The 20,907-nt window shown below is 66.0% G+C and carries 18 protein-coding genes; 5 read left to right on the top strand and 13 right to left on the bottom strand.

All coding sequences use genetic code 11. From position 1 onward, the window contains the following. Complete coding sequence (locus tag QX128_RS04680) at positions 1-381, bottom strand: DUF4267 domain-containing protein (protein ID WP_316236808.1); 381 nt, start codon at positions 379-381, stop codon at positions 1-3. Between the two features lie 114 nt (positions 382-495). Between QX128_RS04680 and QX128_RS04685 the strand changes: the two genes are divergently transcribed. Further along, positions 496-1,089, top strand: coding sequence for a TetR-like C-terminal domain-containing protein (locus QX128_RS04685; RefSeq protein WP_315802160.1), 594 nt, complete (start codon positions 496-498; stop codon positions 1,087-1,089). 146 nt (positions 1,090-1,235) lie between these two features. Here QX128_RS04685 and QX128_RS04690 read toward each other — a convergent pair whose 3' ends face one another. Then, a complete protein-coding gene (locus QX128_RS04690) occupies positions 1,236-1,823 on the bottom strand; it encodes a hypothetical protein (RefSeq protein ID WP_315801847.1) in 588 nt (195 codons plus the stop codon). 343 nt (positions 1,824-2,166) lie between these two features. On the opposite strand from QX128_RS04690, the gene QX128_RS04695 reads away from it, so the two are divergent. Beyond that, positions 2,167-3,066 (top strand): NAD(P)-dependent oxidoreductase, encoded by a 900-nt coding sequence (locus tag QX128_RS04695; protein ID WP_315801848.1) that lies wholly within the window; start codon positions 2,167-2,169, stop codon positions 3,064-3,066. A gap of 124 nt (positions 3,067-3,190) precedes the next feature. On the opposite strand, the gene QX128_RS04700 is transcribed toward QX128_RS04695, so the two are convergent. The 6 genes from QX128_RS04700 to QX128_RS04725 form a co-directional block, all read right to left on the bottom strand. Then, positions 3,191-3,970 carry an ABC transporter permease gene (locus tag QX128_RS04700; RefSeq protein ID WP_315801849.1) on the bottom strand — a complete coding sequence of 260 codons (780 nt, stop codon included), beginning with the start codon at positions 3,968-3,970 and terminating at the stop codon, positions 3,191-3,193. Then, positions 3,967-5,079 carry an ABC transporter permease gene (locus QX128_RS04705; RefSeq protein WP_315802161.1) on the bottom strand — a complete coding sequence of 371 codons (1,113 nt, stop codon included), beginning with the start codon at positions 5,077-5,079 and terminating at the stop codon, positions 3,967-3,969. Before QX128_RS04705 ends, QX128_RS04700 begins: the two co-directional genes overlap by 4 nt. A 35-nt stretch (positions 5,080-5,114) precedes the next feature. Continuing rightward, a complete protein-coding gene (locus tag QX128_RS04710; RefSeq protein ID WP_315801850.1) occupies positions 5,115-6,209 on the bottom strand; it encodes an ABC transporter ATP-binding protein in 1,095 nt (364 codons plus the stop codon). A 97-nt stretch (positions 6,210-6,306) separates the two neighbouring features. Next, positions 6,307-7,308: an ABC transporter substrate-binding protein gene (locus tag QX128_RS04715; protein ID WP_316217227.1), complete on the bottom strand. Its 1,002-nt coding sequence runs from the start codon at positions 7,306-7,308 to the stop codon at positions 6,307-6,309. Between the two features lie 336 nt (positions 7,309-7,644). Then, a complete protein-coding gene (locus QX128_RS04720) occupies positions 7,645-7,875 on the bottom strand; it encodes a helix-turn-helix transcriptional regulator (protein ID WP_315801851.1) in 231 nt (76 codons plus the stop codon). A gap of 10 nt (positions 7,876-7,885) precedes the next feature. Continuing rightward, entirely contained in the window at positions 7,886-8,335 is a 450-nt protein-coding gene (locus QX128_RS04725) for a DUF2975 domain-containing protein (protein ID WP_316217169.1), read from the bottom strand. A 247-nt stretch (positions 8,336-8,582) separates the two neighbouring features. On the opposite strand from QX128_RS04725, the gene QX128_RS04730 reads away from it, so the two are divergent. Beyond that, positions 8,583-8,963, top strand: a complete 381-nt coding sequence (locus QX128_RS04730; RefSeq protein WP_316236809.1) for a chlorophyllide reductase — start codon at positions 8,583-8,585, stop codon at positions 8,961-8,963. A 536-nt stretch (positions 8,964-9,499) separates the two neighbouring features. On the opposite strand, the gene QX128_RS04735 is transcribed toward QX128_RS04730, so the two are convergent. Both QX128_RS04735 and QX128_RS04740 read right to left on the bottom strand, forming a co-directional pair. Beyond that, positions 9,500-12,682 carry a multidrug efflux RND transporter permease subunit gene (locus tag QX128_RS04735; RefSeq protein WP_316236810.1) on the bottom strand — a complete coding sequence of 1,061 codons (3,183 nt, stop codon included), beginning with the start codon at positions 12,680-12,682 and terminating at the stop codon, positions 9,500-9,502. Positions 12,683-12,919: 237 nt separating this feature from the next. Beyond that, a complete protein-coding gene (locus QX128_RS04740) occupies positions 12,920-14,152 on the bottom strand; it encodes an efflux RND transporter periplasmic adaptor subunit (protein WP_316236811.1) in 1,233 nt (410 codons plus the stop codon). A gap of 190 nt (positions 14,153-14,342) precedes the next feature. On the opposite strand from QX128_RS04740, the gene QX128_RS04745 reads away from it, so the two are divergent. After that, a complete protein-coding gene (locus QX128_RS04745) occupies positions 14,343-14,945 on the top strand; it encodes a TetR/AcrR family transcriptional regulator (RefSeq protein WP_315801856.1) in 603 nt (200 codons plus the stop codon). A gap of 222 nt (positions 14,946-15,167) precedes the next feature. Here QX128_RS04745 and QX128_RS04750 read toward each other — a convergent pair whose 3' ends face one another. Then, on the bottom strand, positions 15,168-16,025 hold the full coding sequence (locus tag QX128_RS04750) for an adenylate/guanylate cyclase domain-containing protein (protein ID WP_316217226.1): 858 nt from the start codon (positions 16,023-16,025) through the stop codon (positions 15,168-15,170). Positions 16,026-16,242: 217 nt separating this feature from the next. Here QX128_RS04750 and QX128_RS04755 point away from each other — a divergent pair, with 217 nt between their 5' ends. After that, complete coding sequence (locus QX128_RS04755) at positions 16,243-17,718, top strand: M81 family metallopeptidase (RefSeq protein WP_316236812.1); 1,476 nt, start codon at positions 16,243-16,245, stop codon at positions 17,716-17,718. Positions 17,719-17,976: 258 nt separating this feature from the next. Here the strand turns inward: QX128_RS04755 and QX128_RS04760 are convergent, their stop codons facing one another. Both QX128_RS04760 and QX128_RS04765 read right to left on the bottom strand, forming a co-directional pair. Further along, positions 17,977-19,602 carry an MFS transporter gene (locus QX128_RS04760; RefSeq protein ID WP_316236813.1) on the bottom strand — a complete coding sequence of 542 codons (1,626 nt, stop codon included), beginning with the start codon at positions 19,600-19,602 and terminating at the stop codon, positions 17,977-17,979. Continuing rightward, positions 19,589-20,722, bottom strand: coding sequence for an HlyD family secretion protein (locus QX128_RS04765; protein WP_315801859.1), 1,134 nt, complete (start codon positions 20,720-20,722; stop codon positions 19,589-19,591). The genes QX128_RS04760 and QX128_RS04765 overlap by 14 nt, the downstream gene beginning before the upstream one ends. Positions 20,723-20,907 lie beyond the last annotated feature (185 nt).

Raw genomic sequence — 20,907 nt, forward strand, 5'->3', positions numbered from 1 at the left:
TCAAGACACTCCGGTGACCAGGGGCAGGGCCGCCAGGATCATGATCGCGGCCGTGAGGCCGTGCATGCCGAAGGCGCTCGTCTTCGAGCCGTTCGCGGCAAGGATGACCAGCATGTCGCCAACTGGAATGACGGCTTCGACCAGCAGGACGAGGCCAACCGCGCCGGAACTACCCCACATCATCAATGCAAGGACCGCCAGGCCCGAGACGATGTCCCTCACGCCCTTGAGCCGCAGCCACCACGCGACGTTGGCGCCGGTCTCGGGCAGTGGCAGCCCGAAACTGCGCATCGCAGTGAACGGGCGAGCAACGTATTGCACCCCAATCGCGATGATCGCGACCGCCAGCAGCAAGGCAAGCCCAAGCGAAAACCGGTGCATGCGACCCTCCGTTCTAACGGCCGTCGATAACCTAGCAACGCTAGGACAATAATCTAGCGTTGCTAGATCGTCAAGCGGTGGTATGGTGAGTGCTGTCCGGCGGAGGGCGAGAATCTGGGCATCGCAGAGCGAAAGGGCAGGGCGCGCGCCGAGCGCGAGCAGCACATCGTCGCGGCCGCGCGCGCGATCGCGGAGCGCGAGGGATGGGGCGCGGTGACGATCCGGCGCCTGGCCGACGAGATCGAATACAGCCAGCCCGTGCTCTATTCGCATTTCGAGAACAGGGATGCGATCGTGTCCGCGGTTGCCCTCGAGGGCTTCAAGGAGATCACGGCCGCCCTCGAAGACGCGGCGAGGCAAGCGAGCGCTCGCGGCTCTGCGCTCAAGAATGTCGCTGCGGCCTATCTCGGCTTCGCGCTCGGCCGTCCTGCGCTCTACGATGCCATGTTCGTCCTGCCGACCGATCTGCGGTTCGCGGTGGCGGAGACGAGGCCGGAGCTGCGGGCTGCTTTCGATGCGCTGGCCGCGGTCATCGCGCCCTTCTGCAAGGATGCCGCGGTCGTCACCGAGACGTTCTGGGCGGCCCTTCATGGCCTCGCCGCGCTCGAACGGTCAGGACGTATCAGGCCCGCCGCGCGCGACGAACGTATCGCACGTGTCGTGCGGGCGATCGCGGGGGCTGGAAGCCGCGCACCAGCTCGCGGCTGACGCAGTCAATGTGCGTGAGATACGGTCACGCGCTGAGACCAGATGAACATCGCAGGACGCGTGAGAAAGACGTCGGCTCACGAGGTGTCGACCGGAGCACGCGCAGGCCGACAAATGTGCTTCAACTTCAGCTCAGCTGAGGCGGACTAACGGGCGCGCCGCGCTCGCTTCAGCTCGGCGACCTGAAACTTGCCGCCGGCCAAGAGGCTGCTGCAATGCAGCCAGACCTTATTGCGATCCCAGCCCAGGAACGCCTTGGTCTCCGCACAGTCCGCATAGTGCTTGTATCTGAGCGTGTCGCTGCAGGTCGTATCGAAATGTGAGAATTCCTGGCCCGACAGGCTGCATCCGACCCAAGGCGCGTTGCCGGACTTGAAGCTTGTCTCGCAGCCGCCGTTGCAACCAGTGGCAGCTCTCTCCAGCCTGGCGAACCTGGCTTCCACAGAGCCTGGCGCAGCCGACGGCGATTGCGTCGCCTGGGATGCGGCCTGAGCGACTGGCCGTGCCCGGCGCGACGTCACCGCGCCGGCTGCGTGCTGCGGCCGATAGGGCCGTACAGCCTGCTTGGGTGCATCGACCGTGATATCGGGAAGCGTGGAGCTTTTGGTGGGCTGCGCGACCGCCGGGCTGCAGAACAGCATCGTTGCCAACACAGCAACAAATGACGGCGCGACGACACAAGACGACAATCGCATGACGGCGTCCTTCCAGGGCGGGCCAGCCGCCAGATGCATCTACTTGACTGCCATTAGATACCTATCACGCGTTCGGGAACTTGGCTACTGATAATGAGAAAGATTCTCGCTCGCGGTTGCCGCCAGCATCGTTGCTGATCGCATGCGGACGAGTTGCTCGAGCGTCGGCCCATCAGCGGACCGGCAAGTTTCGGATTGCAATCATCGTTCTGAAATTGTGCTTTATAGATTTTCAATTTTAAATTGATCATTCTTCGACCGCTGTGTTCGTCGGCCAGCGCCGCCCGGCGGCCCGTCAGACCACAGGGAATCGGGTTGGAAGTTCCTATGGAGCGGCTGCGACCGAAGCTGCTAGAACCGGCGCATTCACGAGGACAGAACGATGACAAGCAAACGCGTGGTGTTCACCGGCGGAACAGGCAAGGCGGGCCGGCATGTGCTGCCACATCTGCAGGGCAAGGGCTACGAGCTCCTCAACGTCGATCTCAAGCCGTTCGATCACCCCGGGATCAACACCCTGATCGCGGATCTGACGGACAGCGGCCAGGCCTTCAACGCGCTGACCACGCATTACGGCTTCGGCGGCTTCAACGCCGGCCGGCCGCCACGGGCGCCGGATGCGGTGGTGCATTTCGCCGCGATCCCGCGCGTGCTGATCGAGCCCGACAATGAGACCTTTCGCGTCAACACTGTCAGCACCTACAACGTCATCGAGGCTGCGGCGAAGCTCGGCGTACGCAAGATCATCATCGCCTCCAGCGAGACAACCTATGGAGTCTGCTTCGCCGAGGGCGACAAGGACTTCAGGAGCTTTCCGCTCGAGGAGGACTACGACACCGACCCGATGGACTCCTACGGCCTGTCCAAGGTCGTGAACGAAAAGACCGCGCGCGCCTTCGCCATGCGCTACGGCATCGACATCTACGCACTCCGCATCGGCAATGTCATCGAGCCGCACGAATACGACATGTTCCCGCGTTTCCTCGCCGACCCGCCGTCGCGCAAGCGCAACGCCTGGTCCTATATCGACGCGCGCGACCTCGGCGAGATCGTGCATCTGGCGATCCAGAAGGATGGTCTCGGCTTCCAGGTCTTCAACGCGGTGAATGACACGGTGACGGCCAATATGCCGACGCGCGAGCTGTTGCAGCGCTATTGCCCGAAGACTCCGATCACCCGCGACCTCGGCGAGCGCGAGGCGCCGCTGTCGAACAGGAAAGCGCGCGAAGTGCTCGGGTTCAAGGAAGAACATGATTGGCGGAAATATGTGAAGGCGGGATAGCTCATCGAGTAGGGCGGATTAGCGCAGCGTAATCCGCCTTCTTCCGCTTCGGCTGCTGCAATATGGACGGCCATTCGTGCGCGAGGCGGCGGATTACGCTGCGCTAATCCGCTCCTACGGAGCGTCACGCCATCCGCCGACGGATTACCAGCATCGCGAGTGACAGCACGATGGTGCCGACGATGAACACGGCCGCGGCGGACACGATCGCCGGGCTGATGTTCTCGCGGATGGTGGCGAACATTTGCCGCGCCAGGGTGCGCTGGTTGGGGCCGGCGACGAACAAGGTCAGCACGACCTCGTCGAGCGACGTCGCGAAAGCGAACAGGGCGCCGGAGATGATACCGGGCAGCGCAATCGGAAACGTCACCGTACGCAGCACCACGGCGGGCGAGGCGCCGAGGCTCGCGGCGGCGCGCTCGAGCTGGAGATCGACGCCCTGCAAGGCCGAGGAGACGTTGACGAGCACGAACGGCACGGCGACGACGGTGTGCGCGATGATGACGCCGAGATAGGTGTTGGTGAGCCCGTAGCGCGAAAACATCAGCTGCATGCCGACCCCGAGCACGACCGCCGGCACCACCATCGGCAGCAAGAACACCGTGCGCAGCGTCGAGACCAGCAGCGAGGCGCGTTTGCCGCGCAGGCCGAGCGCGGCCAGCGTGCCGAGCAGCGTTGCGAGGGCTGTGGTCCCCGAGCCGATCAGCAGGCTGTTGACGATCGACAGCCGCCAGGATTCGGCGGTGACCAGCTCGCGAAACCAGCGCGTCGAATAGCCGGGAATGGGATAGTTCAGGAACACGCTGTCGGTCAGCGACAGCGGCAGCACCGCGATCAGCGGCCCGAGCAGGAACACGACGACGGCGATCGCGAACAGCAGCTTGACGACCGGCAGGAGCTTCATGCGTGCTGCTCCTCGGCCGAGGTCAGCCGGATGTAGACGGCATAGAGCAGGATGGTCATCGCCAGCAGGACGAGGCCGAGCGCGCCGGCCATGCCCCAGTTCGCCGCGCCAGTGGCGTAATAGGCGATCACCGAGGAGATCATCTGGTCGTTGGCGCCGCCGATCAGCGCGGGGGTGATGTAGTAGCCCAGCGCGGCCATGAACACGAGCAGCGCGCCGGAGACGACGCCGCGCATCGACAGCGGCAGCAGCACGTGGAGGAAGGCGCGCAGCGGATGCGCGCCGAGCGATGCCGCCGCCGGCATCAGGTTGCGCGGGATCGCGATCAGCACGCTGAAGATCGGCAGCACCATGAACGGCAGCAGCACATGCGTCATGGCGATGACGACGCCGAGCCGGTTGAACATCAGCGGGACCGGACCGGAGGTCAGGCCGAGCCCCCTCAGGGTCGCGTTGATCAGGCCGTTGTCCTGCAGCACGACGTACCAGGCCGCGGTGCGCACCAGGAGCGACGTCCACAGCGGCAGCAGCACGGCGCCGAGCAGCGCCTGCCGGCGCCAGCCTTCCACGGATGCGGCGACCATCGCGTAGGGCAGGCCGATCAGGATGCAGGCCAGCGTCACCAGCGCCGAGGTCACGAAGGTCCGGATCATGATCAGGCGGTTGGCCGAGCTGCCCTCCGGCATCGCGGCGATATCGCCGGCGGCGTCGCGCTCGAGGTCGACCGCGGCGAGCAGGTTCTTGTCGGTCCAGGGCGAGGCGACAGCGTCGGCGATGGTCATCCAATAGGATGTCTCGCTCCAGCGCGAATCGATCGCGGCGAGGTCGGCCGCGCCGTCGCCGCCGAGCGCGCGGCGGGTCTTGCCGAGCAGGCTGCGGAAGCCGGACTGCGCGCTGTTGAGGCGGCGCACGAGATCGCCGAACTGCTCGTCATTGGTCAGCCTGCGGATGTCGTCGACGAACGCGGCCTGCGCCGCTGCAGGAGGCAAGCTGGTGCGGTCCCAGCGCGCCAGCGCCGTGTGGGTGCGGGGCAGGGACTCGGTCGCGACCGGATCGGACACCGCCGACTTCATCATCGTCACCAGCGGCACGACGAAGAACGACAGCATGAACGCCAGCAGCGGCGCGAGCAGCAGAGATGCCGTCAACCGTTGGCGGAGGTCTGGTCGCATGATCCCACCACCCAGACATCCGACGCCGCGAACGATAGCGCGACCTCGCTGCCGACCTCCGCGGCCTGGCCGGCACGGTCGCCCTTGATGATCAGCCGCTGCGCGCCGACCGTGGCGACCAGACGCATGTGATCGCCGAAATACACCGCGTCCATGATGCGCGCGGTCAGGCGGTTCGCGGTTGCGGCCGCATGATCGTTGATCCGGATCGCCTCGGGTCGGATCGAGACCTGCACCTTGCCGCCATCGACGCGATCAGCGCCGGCATGCGCCGAAAGCGTAAGGCCCGAGTCCGTCGTCAGCCGCATCGCCTCGCCGGCCTGCTCAGCCACCTTGCACGACAGCAGGTTGGTCTCGCCGATGAACTCGGCGACGAACGGCGTCCGCGGCAGCTCGTAGATCTCGCGCGGCGTGCCGATCTGCTCGATCCTGCCGTGGTTGAACACGGCGATGCGGTCGGACATCGTCAGCGCCTCGTCCTGGTCGTGGGTGACGAATACGATGGTGAGGCCGAGCCGGCGGTGCAGGTCGCGGATGTCGAGTTGCATCTGCTCGCGCAGCTTCTTGTCGAGCGCGCCGAGCGGCTCGTCCATCAGCACCACCTGCGGCTCGAACACCAGCGCGCGGGCCAGCGCCACGCGTTGCTGCTGGCCGCCGGAGAGCTGCGCCGGCTTGCGCTCCGCCATGGCCGACAGCTTCACCATGTCGAGCACGCGCGCGACCCGCGTGGCGATCTCGGGCTTGGGCGTGCCGCGCATCTTCAGGGGAAACGCGATGTTGTCGCGCACGCTCATGTGCGGGAACAGCGCGTAGTTCTGGAACACCACGCCCATGTTGCGCTTGTGCGGCGGGAGCCCGTCGACCCTGACGCCATTGACTGCGATCGTGCCGCTGGTCGGCTGCTCGAAGCCGGCCAGCATCATCAACAGCGTGGTCTTGCCGGAGCCGGAGGGGCCGAGCAGGGCGACGAACTCGCCGCGGGCGATATCGAGGTCGAGATCGTCGACCACGGTCAGCGCGGCGAAGCGCTTGACCACCTGCCGGAACGAGATGAAGGGGGTATCCATGACGAAGGCTTTCGGCGCGGACCTCGCCGGGACTCATACGAGGCGGGCAGGCGCGCGTCGCGACGATCGCGCGCCCGGTGTGCGGAAGCGGCGGGCCTCAGCGCGCCAGCCAGGCGTTGAAGCGCTTCGACAGCTCTTCCGAATTGTCCGTCCAGAAGCCGACGTCCAGCGCGATCGCCTGCTTCAGGTTTTCGGGGGTCGTCGGCAGCTCCGCGGCGTATTTCTCCGGCACCAGCTTGGCAGCGGCGATGTTCGGCAGGCCGTAGGCGATGTATTCCGGCAGCTTGGCCTGGTTCTCGGCCTGGCTCGCAAAGGCGATGAAGTTCATCGCGGCATCCTTGTTGGGCGAGCTCTTGAGCACGACCCAGCTGTCGACCGCATAGATGCTGCCCGGAAACACGAAGCCGAAATGCTTGCCCTCGGTGCGGTTGATGGCGGTGATGCGGCCGTTATAGACCGAGGTCATCGCGACCTGGCCGGACGACAACAGCTGCAGCGGCTGCGCGCCGGCCTCCCACCACACGATGTCGGCCTTGAGCGCGTCGAGCTTCTTGAAGGCGCGCTCGACGCCCTCTTTGGTCTTCAACACCTTGTAGACGTCGGTCGCCGGCACGCCGTCGGCCATCAGCGCGAACTCGAGCGTGTATTTGGCGCCCTTGCGCAGGCCGCGCTTGCCCGGAAACTTTGCCGTGTCCCAGAAGTCCGCCCAGGTCTTCGGCCCGTCCTTGATCTTATCGCCGTCGAACGCCATTCCGGTCGACCACACGATGGCGCCGACGCCGCAATCGCTGACGCCGGCAGGGATGAAGCCTTTCTTGTCGCCGATCTTGCTCCAGTCGATCTTCTCGTAGATGCCGTCGCTGCAGCCGAGCTCGAGCTCCTCGGCCTCGACCTGCACCGCATCCCAGTTCGGCACCCCGGCCTTCACCTTGGCCTGCAGCACGCCATAGCCGCCGTCCCAGCTCTCGTCGAGCACGGTGGCGCCGAGCTTGGCGGCGAAGGGCTGGAAGTAGATCTTGCGCTGCGCGTCCTGGTAGTTGCCGCCCCAGGACACGACGGTGAGATCACGCGCCTGCGCGGAAACGAGGAGACCTAGCATCGCGGCTGCGGTCACCAGCACCGTCTTCGAGACGGTTGCGGCTGCGCGTCTGACAGGCCGATCCGTCGCGTTCGACACTGTTGCCGTCGTGGAGTTGGTCCGCAGAAAAAGCATGCTCGATGATCCGTCGCGCTTGAAAGGTTCAAAAAAGCTATCGGCTGGACCAAGCCCTGGCAAGCGCGAGTTTTGATCGTCACGTGATGCTATTTTGGCGTTCATGCGCTGCATCAGTGGCGTTGCGGCGAAGCGCTAATGGTGCCGGATCCGCGCGGGAGGGTGCCGTGCGGCGGCCCGTCCGCTTCACCGCAGCGCAGGATCTTGATCGCGGTTGTGGTTTCATCCGATGTCCGTCTCCGTCGACGGCGCTTCCTCATATCTCAGCAGGTCTCCGGGCTGGCAGCCGAGAAACCGGCAGATCCGCTCGAGGGTCTCGAAGCGCACACCCTTCACCTTGCCTTGTTTGAGCAGGGACAGGTTGGCCTCGGTGATCCCGACATATTCGGCCAGGTCTTTGGACTTCACATTGCGTTCCGCGAGCATCACGCCCAGCCGCACTCGGATCGGCATGTCCTGTCCTTCAGACGAATTGCTTGTTTTCGTCGGCGATCTCCAGCGCCTCCGTCATCACCCAGGCGATGACCGCAACCGTCCCTGCGAAAATCAGCGCTATGAGCGTATCCGATCCGACGCTCAGCGCGAGGGTCTTCGCTCCCGCCGGTTGACGGAAACTCAGGACGACGGACAGAGCCGCGCCGGCGAGTGGTTTCAACAGGGCTGATGCCGCGACAGCGATCGCAAACGTCTTCAGCTGTTGGATCGAGTCGCGCGAGAAGATGCGGCCGGCGGCGAAGGCGTCGAAGCAACGACGTCCGCTCAGCAGGCCCCAGATCAGCGTCCCCAGCGGCACCATGGCGATGCCGAACGCGAGGGCCCGCGTGGACCAGTCGATCTCGGTCACCGGCGCATTCGGGATGCCGGCGTGGTTGAACAGCGTGGGCGCGGGCGTCAAGGCCCAATAGAGCGCCATTGCCGCGGCGAGCAGCCCGGATGTGACGAGACAGCTTGCCGCCATCAGTTGGCTCATCCAGCGAATGCGATTGCTGCGTCTGTGACGCGCGGCCGTCGTGCCGAACGTCTCTGCTGTCTGCGTCATCGTCGGACGTCCCCCTGTTGACCAATCTCTCGGCGACCGTCGACAGCTTGGTCCAAAAATTATCGTTTGACAATAATTTATTTTCGCTAGACAGATTGGCCGTTCACTCAGGAGCCAACTCATGTCTCGTTGTCAGGCCAAACTCGCCATAGCGTTCATCGCCGCCGCGTCTGCTGTTGTGACGATGTCCCCGTCCAGCGCCGCGCCATCCACCTCCCGCGGCCTGATATCGGTGGCTCAGGTGGTTCAGATGCTGGAGCAGGCGCCGACCGACCGGACGGCCCGGCAGGTTCTCACCGCATACCTTGCCGGCGTCGGCGAGGCCGCCGGCGCAGTCGCCAGCATGGGGCGCGCCACTTGCCGGACCTCATTGAACTTGAGTGTTGCTGATGTCGGTCAGGCACTGAGCTCCGCTGCCGCGGCGCAGGCCGCAGCGGAAACGCCGGCGACGCCCTTGATCGTCAGGGACATGCTCGATCGCGCGGGATGCAAGCGCTCGTGAGCCGTCCTGGCGCCGCAGCGATCATGGCTGACCATTGATGCGCGGCGGCGCGGCGTTGCCACTACAGGCCGGCGCCGCAGCCATCGCGCTCCGGGCAGCTCTGCGATAGCGACGGATCACCTGCTGCCGCATTGTCGACGACCAGGCCCACCGCGGGGCGTGAGCTGGCTGTAGCGCTGACCGGGCCGGCGAGACGGCGAAATCCTCCATGTGCTCCGATGCGCTGAAAACCCTCGGCCGTCTTCATCAGCCGGGCTGCCACCATTTGATTCAAAAAATCCATGTTGCAACTCCTTGTGGTCAAATGACCCGGCGGCCTGGTGCGGGACAGGCCGCCGGGTCGGCGCAACGTGCTGGAGTTGGCGTCCTCCATCCCGCTGCGCTGGTCTGTGATCCGTTTCACAGTCCTGTAGAATTGATCGCGAAACGGATCATCGGGGGAGCGTGATGGGGGACGCCGGCGGCCATTTGTCTCTACGAATCAAGAGACGATCGCGTTTCTGGACCCTCGACATCACGCGCGTTCACATTCTTGTTTACTCCGCGGGTTGAGCCGCCACCGTGCCGTGGCCGCCATGCTGGGTGAGCGGCTTCATGCCGGTCAGCGTCCGCAGCAGCACATAGAAAACCGGCGTCAGGAACAGGCCGAACACGGTGACGCCGATCATGCCGGAGAACACCGCGACGCCCATCGCGCGCCGCATCTCGGAGCCTGCTCCGGTCGACAGCACCAGCGGCAGCACGCCCATGATGAAGGCCATCGACGTCATCAGGATCGGCCGCAACCGCAGACGGCTCGCCTCGATCGCGGCGCGCAGCGGCGTGCGCCCGGCGAATTCGAGCTCGCGCGCGAATTCGACGATCAGGATCGCGTTCTTGGCGGAGAGGCCGACGAGCACGATCAGGCCGATCTGGGTGAAGATGTTGTTGTCGCCCTTCGAGAGGTAGACGCCGGCCATCGCCGCCAGCAGCGCCATCGGAACGATCATCAGGATCGCGAGCGGCAAGGTCAGGCTCTCATACAGCGCGGCCAGCACCAGGAACACCAGGAGGATCGCCAGCGGAAACACCCACAGACCGGAGTTGCCGGCGATGAACTCCTGATAGGTCAGGTCGGTCCATTCGAAGGCAAAGCCCGGCGGCAACACCTCGGCCGCGACCCGCTCGGCCGCCGCCTGCGCCTGGCCCGAGGAGAAGCCGGGCGCCGCTGCCGCGTTGATGTCCGATGACAAGAAGCCGTTGTAGCGGATGGCGCGCTCGGGCCCGGCGCTCTGCCGCACGTTCAGCAGCGCCGACAGCGGCACCATGTCGCCGGAGGCGGAGCGCACCTTGAGCTGGCGGATATCGTCGGCTCGGGCGCGGAACGGCGCGTCGGCCTGCACGCGCACCGAATAGGTGCGGCCGAACTTGTTGAAGTCGTTCACGTAGTAGGAGCCGAGGTAGATCTGCAGGGTGTTGAACACCTCCGTCACGGGCACGCCGAGCTGCAACGCCTTGGTGCGGTCGATGTCGGCGAACAGTTGCGGCACGTTGACCTGGAAGCTGGAGAACACGCCGGCGATCTCGGGCGACTTCTGCAGGCCCGCCATGAACGCCTTGGTGACGTCGTTGAGCGCCTCGTAGCCGAGGCCGGCGCGATCCTCGATCTGCAGCTTGAAGCCGCCGATGGTGCCGAGGCCGTTGACCGGCGGCGGCGGGAACATCGCGATGAAGGCGTCCTGGATGCCGGCGTACTTCTTGTTGAGCTCCATCGCCAGCGCGCCGCCCGACAAGGACGGATCCTTGCGCTCGTCGAACGGCTTCAGGGTCGAGAACACGATGCCGGCATTGGAGGAGTTGGTGAAGCCGGAGATCGACAGGCCGGGGAAGGCGACCGAGCTCTCGACGCCGGGCTGCGTCAGCGCGATGTCGCTCATCTTGCGGATCACCTCCTCGGAGCGGTCCAGCGTGGCGCCGTCCGGCAGCCGCGCGAAGCCGACCAGGTACTGCTTGTCCTGGCCCGGCACGAAGCCGCCCGGCACCTGCTTGAACAGCACGGCGGTGGCGCCGACCAGCAGGACGTAGAGGATCATCACCGCGGCCTTGCCGGTGATCACCTTCGACACGCTGCCGCTGTAATTGTTGGAGGCGCGGACGAAGGCGCGGTTGAAGCCGCGGAAGAACCAGCCGAGGCTCGTGTCGAGGATGCGGGTGAGGCGATCCTTGGGCTCGTGGTGCCCCTTGAGCAGCAGCGCCGACAGCGCCGGCGACAAGGTCAGCGAGTTGACCGCGGAGATCACGGTGGAGATCGCGATCGTCAGCGCGAACTGCTTGTAGAACTGCCCGGTCAGGCCGGAGATGAAGGCGAGCGGCACGAACACCGCGACCAGCACCAGAGCGATCGCGATGATCGGTCCCGACACCTCGCGCATCGCCTGATAGGTGGCGTCACGCGGCGACAGGCCGCTCTCGATGTTGCGCTCGACGTTCTCCACGACGACGATGGCGTCGTCGACGACGATGCCGATCGCGAGCACCAGGCCGAACAGGCTGAGCGCGTTGATCGAGAAGCCGAACAGATGCATCACCGCGAACGTGCCGACGATCGAGACGGGGACAGCCAGCAGCGGGATGATCGAGGCGCGCCAGGTCTGCAGGAACAGGATCACGACGATCACGACCAGCACGATGGCCTCGAAAAGTGTGTGCACGACGGCCTCGATCGAGGAGCGCACGAACTGCGTCGGGTCATAGACGATGTGGTACTCGACGCCTTCCGGCATCGTCTTCTTGATCTCGGCCATGGTGGCGCGAACGTTGTCCGAGATCTGCAGCGCGTTGGAGCCGGGCGCCTGGAAGATCGGGATCGCCACGGCCTGCTTGTTGTCGAGCAGCGAGCGCAGGCCGTACTCGGAGGCGCCGAGCTCGATGCGGGCGACGTCGCGCAGCCGCGTGACCTCGCCATGCGTGCCGGTCTTGACCACGATGTCGGCGAACTGGTCCTCGTTGGAGAGCCGGCCCTCGGCATTGACCGAGAGCTGCAAATCGAGCCCCTTGACGCTCGGCGAGGCGCCGACCACGCCGGCGGCGGCCTCCACGTTCTGCGCCTGGATCGCCTTGACGATGTCGGAGGCGGAGAGGCCGTGCTCGGCCGCCTTCTGCGGATCGACCCACACCCGCATCGAATAGTCGCCGGCGCCGAACAGCTGCACGTCGCCGACGCCGTCGATGCGCGCCAGCCGGTCCTTGACGTTGAGCACCGCGTAGTTGCGCAGGTACGTCGTATCGTAGCGGCCGTTCGGCGAAATCAGATGCACGACCATGGTGAGGTCGGGCGAGCTCTTCTTGGTGATGACACCGAGCTGGCGCACCACGGCGGGCAGCCGCGGCTCGGCCTGCTGCACGCGGTTCTGCACCAGTTGGGTGGCCTTGTCCGGATCGGTGCCGAGCTTGAAGGTGACCGTGAGCGTCATCGCGCCGTCGGTGGTCGCCTGGCTGCTCATATAGAGCATGTTCTCGACGCCGTTGATCTGCTCCTCGATCGGCGTCGCCACCGTCTCGGCGATCACCTTCGGATTGGCGCCGGGATAGGTCGCGCGCACCACCACCGAGGGCGGCACGACGTCGGGATATTCGGAGATCGGCATGGAGAACAGCGCGATCAAGCCGCCGAGAAAGATCAGCGTCGACAGCACGCCTGCGAAGATCGGCCGATCGATGAAGAATTTGGAGAGGTTCATGGGAGGCCCCGTGGTCGGGAGTCGGTCGATGTGAGTTGGGTGTGTCGGTCGGGCTGCAAGCTCGGTCTGCGCCTCTCCCCGCTTGCGGGGAGAGGTCGGATCGCATCGAAGATGCAATCCGGGTGAGGGGGACTCTCCGCACGGTCGGTGCGCGCCCCCTCACCCCAACCCTCTCCCCGTGAAGAACGGGGAGAGGGAGCGCGCCGCCTGCGTCGGACTAGAATCGACTAATCATGATCAGCGCTGCGCCAGTTGCTTCGTGTCAGCCCCATCTCTTGCGCCCATCGCTGCCACCTGCGTCTTCAGCAACGCGCCCGGCCGCACCCGCTGAAGGCCGTTGACGACCACGCGCTCGCCGGGCTTGAGGCCGGCGGAGATGATGCGCAGGCCATCGACGCTGCCGCCGAGGCTGACCGTGCGATAGACAGCGCGCTCGTCGTCGCCGACCACCATCACGAATTTCTTGTCCTGGTCGGTGCCGATGGCGCGCTCGTCGAGCAGCACCAGCGATTGCTGCTGCGGCTGGCCCATGCGCACGCGCGCGAACTGGCCGGGGATCAGCCGGCCGTCCTCGTTCTTGAACACGGCGCGGACGCGGATCGTGCCGCTCTGCCCGTTGACCTGATTGTCGATCAACTGGATATGGCCGGATGCCGTGATGCCGCCCGAGGTCGTCATCTCGACCGGGATGCGGTCGAGATTGCCGCGTTTGCCGGAGCCGTCGGCAATCGCCGACAATGCGCGCAACACCAGCTCTTCGGTGGCGTCGAAGCTCGCATAGATCGGGTTGACGGACACCAGCGAGGTCAGCACCGGCGAGGCCGACCCGGCGGCGACGAGGTTGCCGACGGTGACCTCGATCCGGCCGACCCGGCCGTCGACCGGCGCGCGCACCTGCGTGTAGTCGAGATTGAGTTTTGCGGCCTGCAACGCCGCTTCCGCGGCCTTGACGTTGGCGATCGCCTCGCGATTGCCGTTGTCGCGCTGGTCGTAGTCGCGCTTGGTGACGATGGAGTTGCCGACCAGCTGCGCGCCGCGCTCCAGCTCATTGGCGGCGAAGGATGCGCGGGCCCGCGCAGCCTCGAGCTGCGCCTGCGCCCGGTCGACCTCGGCGGCGTAGGGCGCGGGGTCGATCTTGAACAGGACGTCGCCGGCATTGACCAGCGAGCCCTCGGTGAAATTGGTGCCGAGAATGGCGCCGGCCACCCGCGGCCGGATCTCGACCCGCTCGACCGCCTCGAGCCGGCCGGAGAACTCGTCCCACAGGCTCGCCTGGCGCGGCTCGACGACGGCAACCGTCACGGGGACGGCCTGTTCGGGGGCCGCCGCGCGGGCCGCATTCGGCGCGGGACTGAAGTGGAAATATTGGGAGCCGGCGTAGGATCCGGCGGCAATCACCAGGCCGGCGGCGGCGACGGTGCCCAGCCACCGCCTCAGGCGGCCGGAAGAACGAATTTCGGGCGAAGGCATTGGCGCGCTCCAGATTTGTAGTGCTCGCTACAAATGTGGCGCTGGCAACCCGTTCGCAAGAGACTTATGTAACGGATGCTACGAAAATAGTAGCCCGACTTTCGGCGACTGCGCCAGATCAAAGAAATCGCGTTCAATAACAACTAGATAAGAATCAGACGGGGCGGAGACGGGAACAGGAGTTTTGCACATGGGCATCGGACGGCCCCGGACTTTCGATCGCGACACCGCGCTGGACCAGGCGATGGAGGTGTTCTGGCGCCATGGCTATGAGGGCGCTACCATCGCCCAGCTCACCGACGCCATGGGCATCAACCCGCCCAGCCTCTACGCCGCGTTCGGCAGCAAGGAAGCCCTGCTCAAGGCTGCGCTCGACCGCTACACGGCGCGACGGGAGGCCTGGATGGACGAGGTGCTGAGCGCGCCGACCGCCCGCGAGGTCACCGCGCGGATGCTGATGGGCGTCGCCGAGAAACAGACCGATCCCTCCAATCCGCCCGGCTGCCTGCTGGTGCAGGGCGGTCTCGCCTGCGGCTCCGGCTCCGCCAACGTGCCGTTCGAGCTCGCGGCCCGCCGTGCGCAGACCGAGGAGCAGCTCCGGCACCGTTTCGAGCGCGCCAAGCGCGAAGGCGATCTGGCCCCGGCCGCGGATCCGGCCGCGCTCGCGCGTTACGTCTCGGCCGTGATCACGGGCATGAGCGTGATGGCCTCCTCCGGCGGCGACCGTGAGGCTCTGGCCCAGGTTGCGGCCGTGGCGATCAGGTCGGTCGAGGAGCAGTCTGTGCGGGCGTAATGCCCGGTCGCGCGGAGCCAAGCCGCCATGCGACATTCTCAAGCTGTCTCCATCTGTGTGTTCGCGAAGCCCCGAGCAGGCGTAGGAGTGACGGCCTGTGAGATCGTAGCAGGATATCGGCGTTTTCCGGACCGTCAGCGCGCAGCCGTTAAAGCGCACCTTCGCGATGCCGGGCTTCGATCTGATTCCGGGCCGAATAGAGCGCTCGCAACCACCAGCCGCTTAGTCCCGGCGCGTCCGACGTCGCTCAATCTTGTCCGAAGGAGGCCTGCTCTGGAGCACCGTCCGCATGATGCCGGCGAACAGCAATGCTGCGGCCGGCCAATGAAACCAGACTCTGTGCAGACCGGTGAAAACATTGATCAGAAGCAGAAAGCCGGAGACTGTGAGGGCCATTGCGAGGGGACGAGGCAGGCTCGCGAAGTGATCCGCGATCGAGGTGATCGACGTGGATCGCGCATCGCCGTCGCGAAAAGGAGGTGGAGCGCTCGAGGCCGCAAACGCGCGCGCATGGAGGGCGCCGTCGTCAACCGGGAGGTCGGGTCGCTGGCCGGAACGGCCGCCGATCGTGACACGATAGCTGGTCACGGGGGCAACATTCTTCAGCGGTGGCTGGCCAAGACAGTCGAAGCCGACAGTCAGTTTGTTGTGCACCTGGTCGTAGACGGGGGCCGAGACCACGATGCCGCCGGGCTCGGCCAGTTCTTGCAGGCGCGCCGCGATATTGACCCCATCGCCGAAGATATCGGAACCATCCACCATCACATCTCCCAGATTGATCCCGATGCGAAACTGCATCTGGTGTCCGTTGGATGGCGTGGGCTTCTGACTGATTTCCTGCTGAATTTCGACGGCACACCGCACGGCCTCGACGACACTGGCGAACTCGGCGATCACGGCATCGCCCCAAGTATTGACGATGCGCCCGTCATGGCGCTCCACCAATCCTGCAATGGCCGTGCGGTAGCGGCGCAGCGTCTCCAGCGTACCGGCTTCGTCGGCTCCCATGAGGCGGGAATAGCCGTGCACATCCGCGCACAGCACTGTCGTCAACCGCCGTTTCAATTTATCGTCCGCCATGTAGCCGATCGTAGCCTCATCGATTGCCAAATGCATCAGGCATCATCCGGCGCAGCGGGATCAGGCCGCGCTGTTTTCCGTCCCATGCGCTGTGCAGCGGTCGCCCTTCGCATGGGTCTCTTGCGCTTCCTGATGAGGTCCGTTTCTTTGTGGGCCTGCATCGCCGGCCGGTCCGGTGCGCGCCTGCCTTTCCTCGCAACCACCGGGTTCAGCCTTCATGCGTGTCTTCTCCGCCGCCCTTGCCACCGAGACCAATACCTTCGCGCCGATGCCCACGGGGCTCGCGACCTTCCATGAGCGCGCCTACTTCCCCGCCGGCCAGCACCCAGACAAGATGCAGATGCATGGCGGGCCACTATGGGCTGCGCGCCAGGTTGGGCCGTCCAAGGGCTGGACGCTGATCGAAGGGCTGGTGGCCGCGGCCGTGCCCAACGGGCTCGTCACCCGCGCCGCGTTCGAAACCCTGCGTGACCAGATCCTTGCCGACCTCAAAGCCGCGCTGCCGGTCGACATGGCGCTGATCGGCCTGCACGGCGCGATGATCGCCGACGGCTATGATGATTGCGAGGGCGAGCTGCTCGCGCGGATACGCGAGATCGTCGGACCCGATGTGGTCGTCGGCGCCACGCTCGACCCCCACGTTCATATGAGCGAGCTGATGGTCAGAAGCGCCGATCTTCTGATCTGCTGGAAGGAATATCCGCACACCGACATTCTCGAGCGCGCGCAGGATCTGGTGAAACACTGCACCGAGATCGCCGAGAAGCGGCTGAAGCTGCAGAAGGCGCTGGTCGACACCGACATGATCGTCACCCTGCACACCACGCGCGAGCCGGTGCGCAGCTTCGTCGACCGCATCACCGCGCTGGAAGGCAAGGACGGTATCGTCTCGATCTCGATCGTTCACGGCTTCGGCTGGGGCGACACGCCGTCCATGGGCACCAAGGTGCTGGTCTATAGCGATGCCGCCGTCGATCCGGACGGTGTCAGGGCGAAGGCGCTGGCACGCCGCCTTGCGGACGAACTGATCGGCATGCGCGAGGCGGTGACCGAGCGCATGCCCGGCGTCGATGCCGCGCTTGACCAGGCATTGGCGACAGACGGCACCATCGTGCTCGGCGATGCCAGCGACAATCCCGGCGGCGGTGCGCCCGGCGATTCCACCTTCATCCTGCGCCGGCTGCTCGACCGCAACATCGGCAATGCCTGCCTCGGTCCACTCTGGGATCCGATCGCGGTGCGCATCGCCTTCGATGCAGGCGTCGGCGCCAAGCTGCCGCTGCGGATCGGCGGCAAGATCGGGCCGCTGTCGGGTGATCCCGTCGATGCGACCTGGGAGATCAAGGCGCTGAAGGAGAACATGGTGATGACGGGCCTCGCCGGCACGCCCGCCAAGCTCGGCGATTGCGCGCTGATCGCGAGCAATGGCGTCGAGGTCGTCATCACGACGTTCCGCTGCCAGGCCTTCGGCCGGGACTTCTTCACCCAGCTCGGCTGCGATCCTGCCACGCGCAAGCTCGTCGTGGTGAAATCCGCCCAGCATTTCCGCGCGGCATTTGCGCCGATCGCGGCCGACATCATCATGGTCGATGCGCCCGGCGTGGTCGCGCGCGACGTGACGACGTTGCCCTACAAGAAGATCAAGCGTCCGAAATGGCCGCTCGACGAGTTGCCGCAACCATCGCGCGCATGATGTCCCAGAATGCGACGCTCATCGCAGCGACGTTAACGTTCGGAACGCGGCTGGAACGAACCGCGTCCGAATCGCTTGCGAATCAGGGTTTGAAATCTGTTCACGGCTAGATGTCGTAGCTCTCGGACATGGCGCGCAACATGCAGCGCCGGCGATCCTGATCGCGCGGCTCGGCTTTCGTGAGAAGGTTAAAGGCGCAGAGGCGCGCCGGCGTCGTTGGAGAGAAAGCTACGACCCCGCATGCGGGGGCGGGCCCGCTCACGTCGTCGACGATCCGAACCGTCGCATCCACGCCGCCCTCAGACTGATCGGTGTCGGCGAGAACGGGCCCGGAGGCGCGCGCGTGATCAGGGCGACCAGCAGGAGCGCGGCGATCGCGAGCCAGAAGCACAGCCAGAACGCGTCGAGATAAGCGAGCACGTTGGCCTCGCGCTGGACCTGCGCGGCCAAGGTCCCGACGGCGCGCGCCTTGGCTTGGCCGCCGCCATGCGCGGCGAAATAGCCGGTCAGCCGTTGCAGCGCGCGCGCGACGTCGAGGTCGCCGCTCTGGATGTTGAGGCCGAGATAGGCCGAATGCACCTGCTCGCGCACCCGCAGCCACGTTCCCATCAGGGCGACGCCGATTTCGGCGCCGCCGAGCCGCATCACCTGGATGTAGGCCGCAAAGGAGGTCGCGCGGGCCGGATCGGAATTCGACAGCGCGAGGATGATGATCGACAGCAAGGTCAGGGCCTGTCCGATCGACTGCAGCACGACGATGACGATGAAATCCTCGCGCGCCCAGGCATGGGTGATCTGGGTGCCGAGCAGATTGGCCGCCGCGAAGGCGCTGAGACCGAGCACGACGACGATGCGGGGATCGAGATGGCGAAGCAGCACGATCGACAGCGGCACCAGCACGATCATCGGCAGCGCGCCGTAGAACAACAGCAGCGAGCCGCTCTGCTCCGGCCGCAACTGCGTGATCGTGGCGAGGAAGTTCGGCACCAGCGACGCGTTCGAGAGGCTGGTCAGCGTGTAGAGCAGGATCACGACCAGCGACAGCCCGATGTTGCGCGAGAACAGCACGTTGAAATGCGCCCATGGCTGCGGGGCGAGCGCCTCGTTGACGAGGAACAGGACGAACAGCGCGGCGCCGCCTGATAGCAGCGCCATCACCGTGCTCGATTGCAGCCAGTCGAGCCGGTTGCCCTGGTCGAGCCCGGCATAGATCATCGCCACGGCGCTGCCGAGCAGCAGCATCCCGCCCCAGTCGGCGTTCTCGAGCAGCGTGCGGTTGACCGGCTCGGCCGGGGTGCCGAGATAGACCATCAGCGCCATCAGCGGAGCCAGCACGACGCCCTGCCAGTACAGCCACTGCCAGCCGAGATGCTCGACATAGAAGCCGACCAGCGAGGTCGAGGTATCCAGCGCGAAACCGACCCGGATCGCATAGATCGAGATCGCCGGCAGCCACCAGCGGATCGGCAGGTTGCGGAAGATGATCATGAGCGTGGCCGGCACGAAGGTGCCGAGCAGCATGCCGTGCAGGATCGCGAGCGCGATCAAGGTCGGATAGTCGCGCACGAACGGAATGATCAGCGACAGCACCGCGTAGACCAGGCTGGGAATGCCGAGCACACGGCGCAGGCCGAACACGGTCGCGAGCCACGCCACCGCCGGCGCGATCAAGATCTGCGAGCCGATCGCGGCGGTCGACAGCCAAGCGCCCTCGTCGAAGCCGAGCGAGAACGCGCCGCGCAGATCGGGCAGGCCGACCGAGGTCAGCCGGCTGTCGAAATTCGCCAGGAACGAGCCGAGCAGCACCGCCCCGACGGCAAACAGCGGATGCGCCGCCTGGCCGCCGCGCGACAGCGGTCCGCGATCGGTCTCACTTGGTGCCATCGGCCTGGCCGGCGGTGCGGATGTGGGTCTCGACCGACATGCCCGGCAGCAGCCGCGCGAGCAGCGGCTGGTCGCCGTCGAGGGCGATGCGGACCGGAATGCGCTGCACGACCTTGGTGAAGTTGCCGGTGGCATTGTCGGGCGGCAGCAGCGCGAATTGCGAGCCGGAGGCCGGCGCGATCCGCTCGACGCGGCCATGCAGCCTTTGGCCCGGGAACGAGTCCACGGTGACCTCGACCGGCTGGCCGGGCGCGACATGGGTGAGCTGCGTTTCCTTGTAGTTGGCGATGACGAAAACATGCGGCAGCGGCACCACCGCGATCAGGCTGCTGCCGATGTTGACGTAGTCGCCGACCTGCACCTGGCGCTGTCCGACGACGCCGTCGAATGGCGCAGTGATCCTGGTGTAGCCGAGCTTGAGCCGCGCCGCGGCGAGCGCGGCCTTGGCGCCGGCGAGATCGGCGCCGCGCTGCTTCTTGGTGCCGGTGAGCACCTCCAACTGGTGGCGCTGGGCGGCGATCACCGCGCGGCTCGCGCGCACGTCCGCCTGTGCTTTGGCATAGGCGGCCGTTGCCTGTTCCAGCCGCTGCTTGGTCCCTGCCTCGCTCTGCGACAGCGACTGCTGGCGCTCTTCCTCCTGCCTGGCCTGCACCTCGGCCGCGCCGGCCGAGACCTGCTGCGCTTCGGCCTGGGCGATGGTCGCGTATTGCAGCTCGACCTGGTTGCTGAGGTTGTCGAGCGCCGCCTGCGCCGCTTCGACATTGGCCTCGGCCTGCGATACCTGTGCCTCGTAGTCGGCCGGATCGATCTGGACCAGCAGGTCGCCGGCCTTGACCTGCTGGAAATCGCTGACCGCAACCTTCGTCACCTCGCCGGCCACGCGGCTCGAGAGCTGCGTCAGGTCGGCGCGCACATAGGCATCGTTGGTCGACTGGGTCGTTGCGTTGCCGGTCCAGGCGTTCCAGCGCGTGGTCGCGAGCGCCACGAAGGCGAGCGCTGCGATCACCGCAAGCAGCGGAATGCCGAGACGCGCCCAGAGCCCGGGCGCCGCGGCGGAGGAGGGGGGCGGCGTCGATGCAGCGCGCGCCGCCGCGTCGACGTTACCAGGTGTTTCACTCAAGGGAGCCTCCTGCATCGGCCGACGCTGATCAGTCCGACGACTCGTACCCCATTCTGCGCCGCGTGCCACCTGGACTCTGGGTTGTGAGCCATGCGCCGCGGGGCATGGACATCTGCGCGCCGAACGGAACCGGCAGGCGATCGGACCGTGATGAAACAGCTAACAGGCCAGCAGGTTGAGCACAG

Source organism: Bradyrhizobium sp. SZCCHNR1015 (assembly GCF_032489875.1).
In the GTDB taxonomy this organism is placed as follows: Bacteria; Pseudomonadota; Alphaproteobacteria; order Rhizobiales; family Xanthobacteraceae; genus Bradyrhizobium.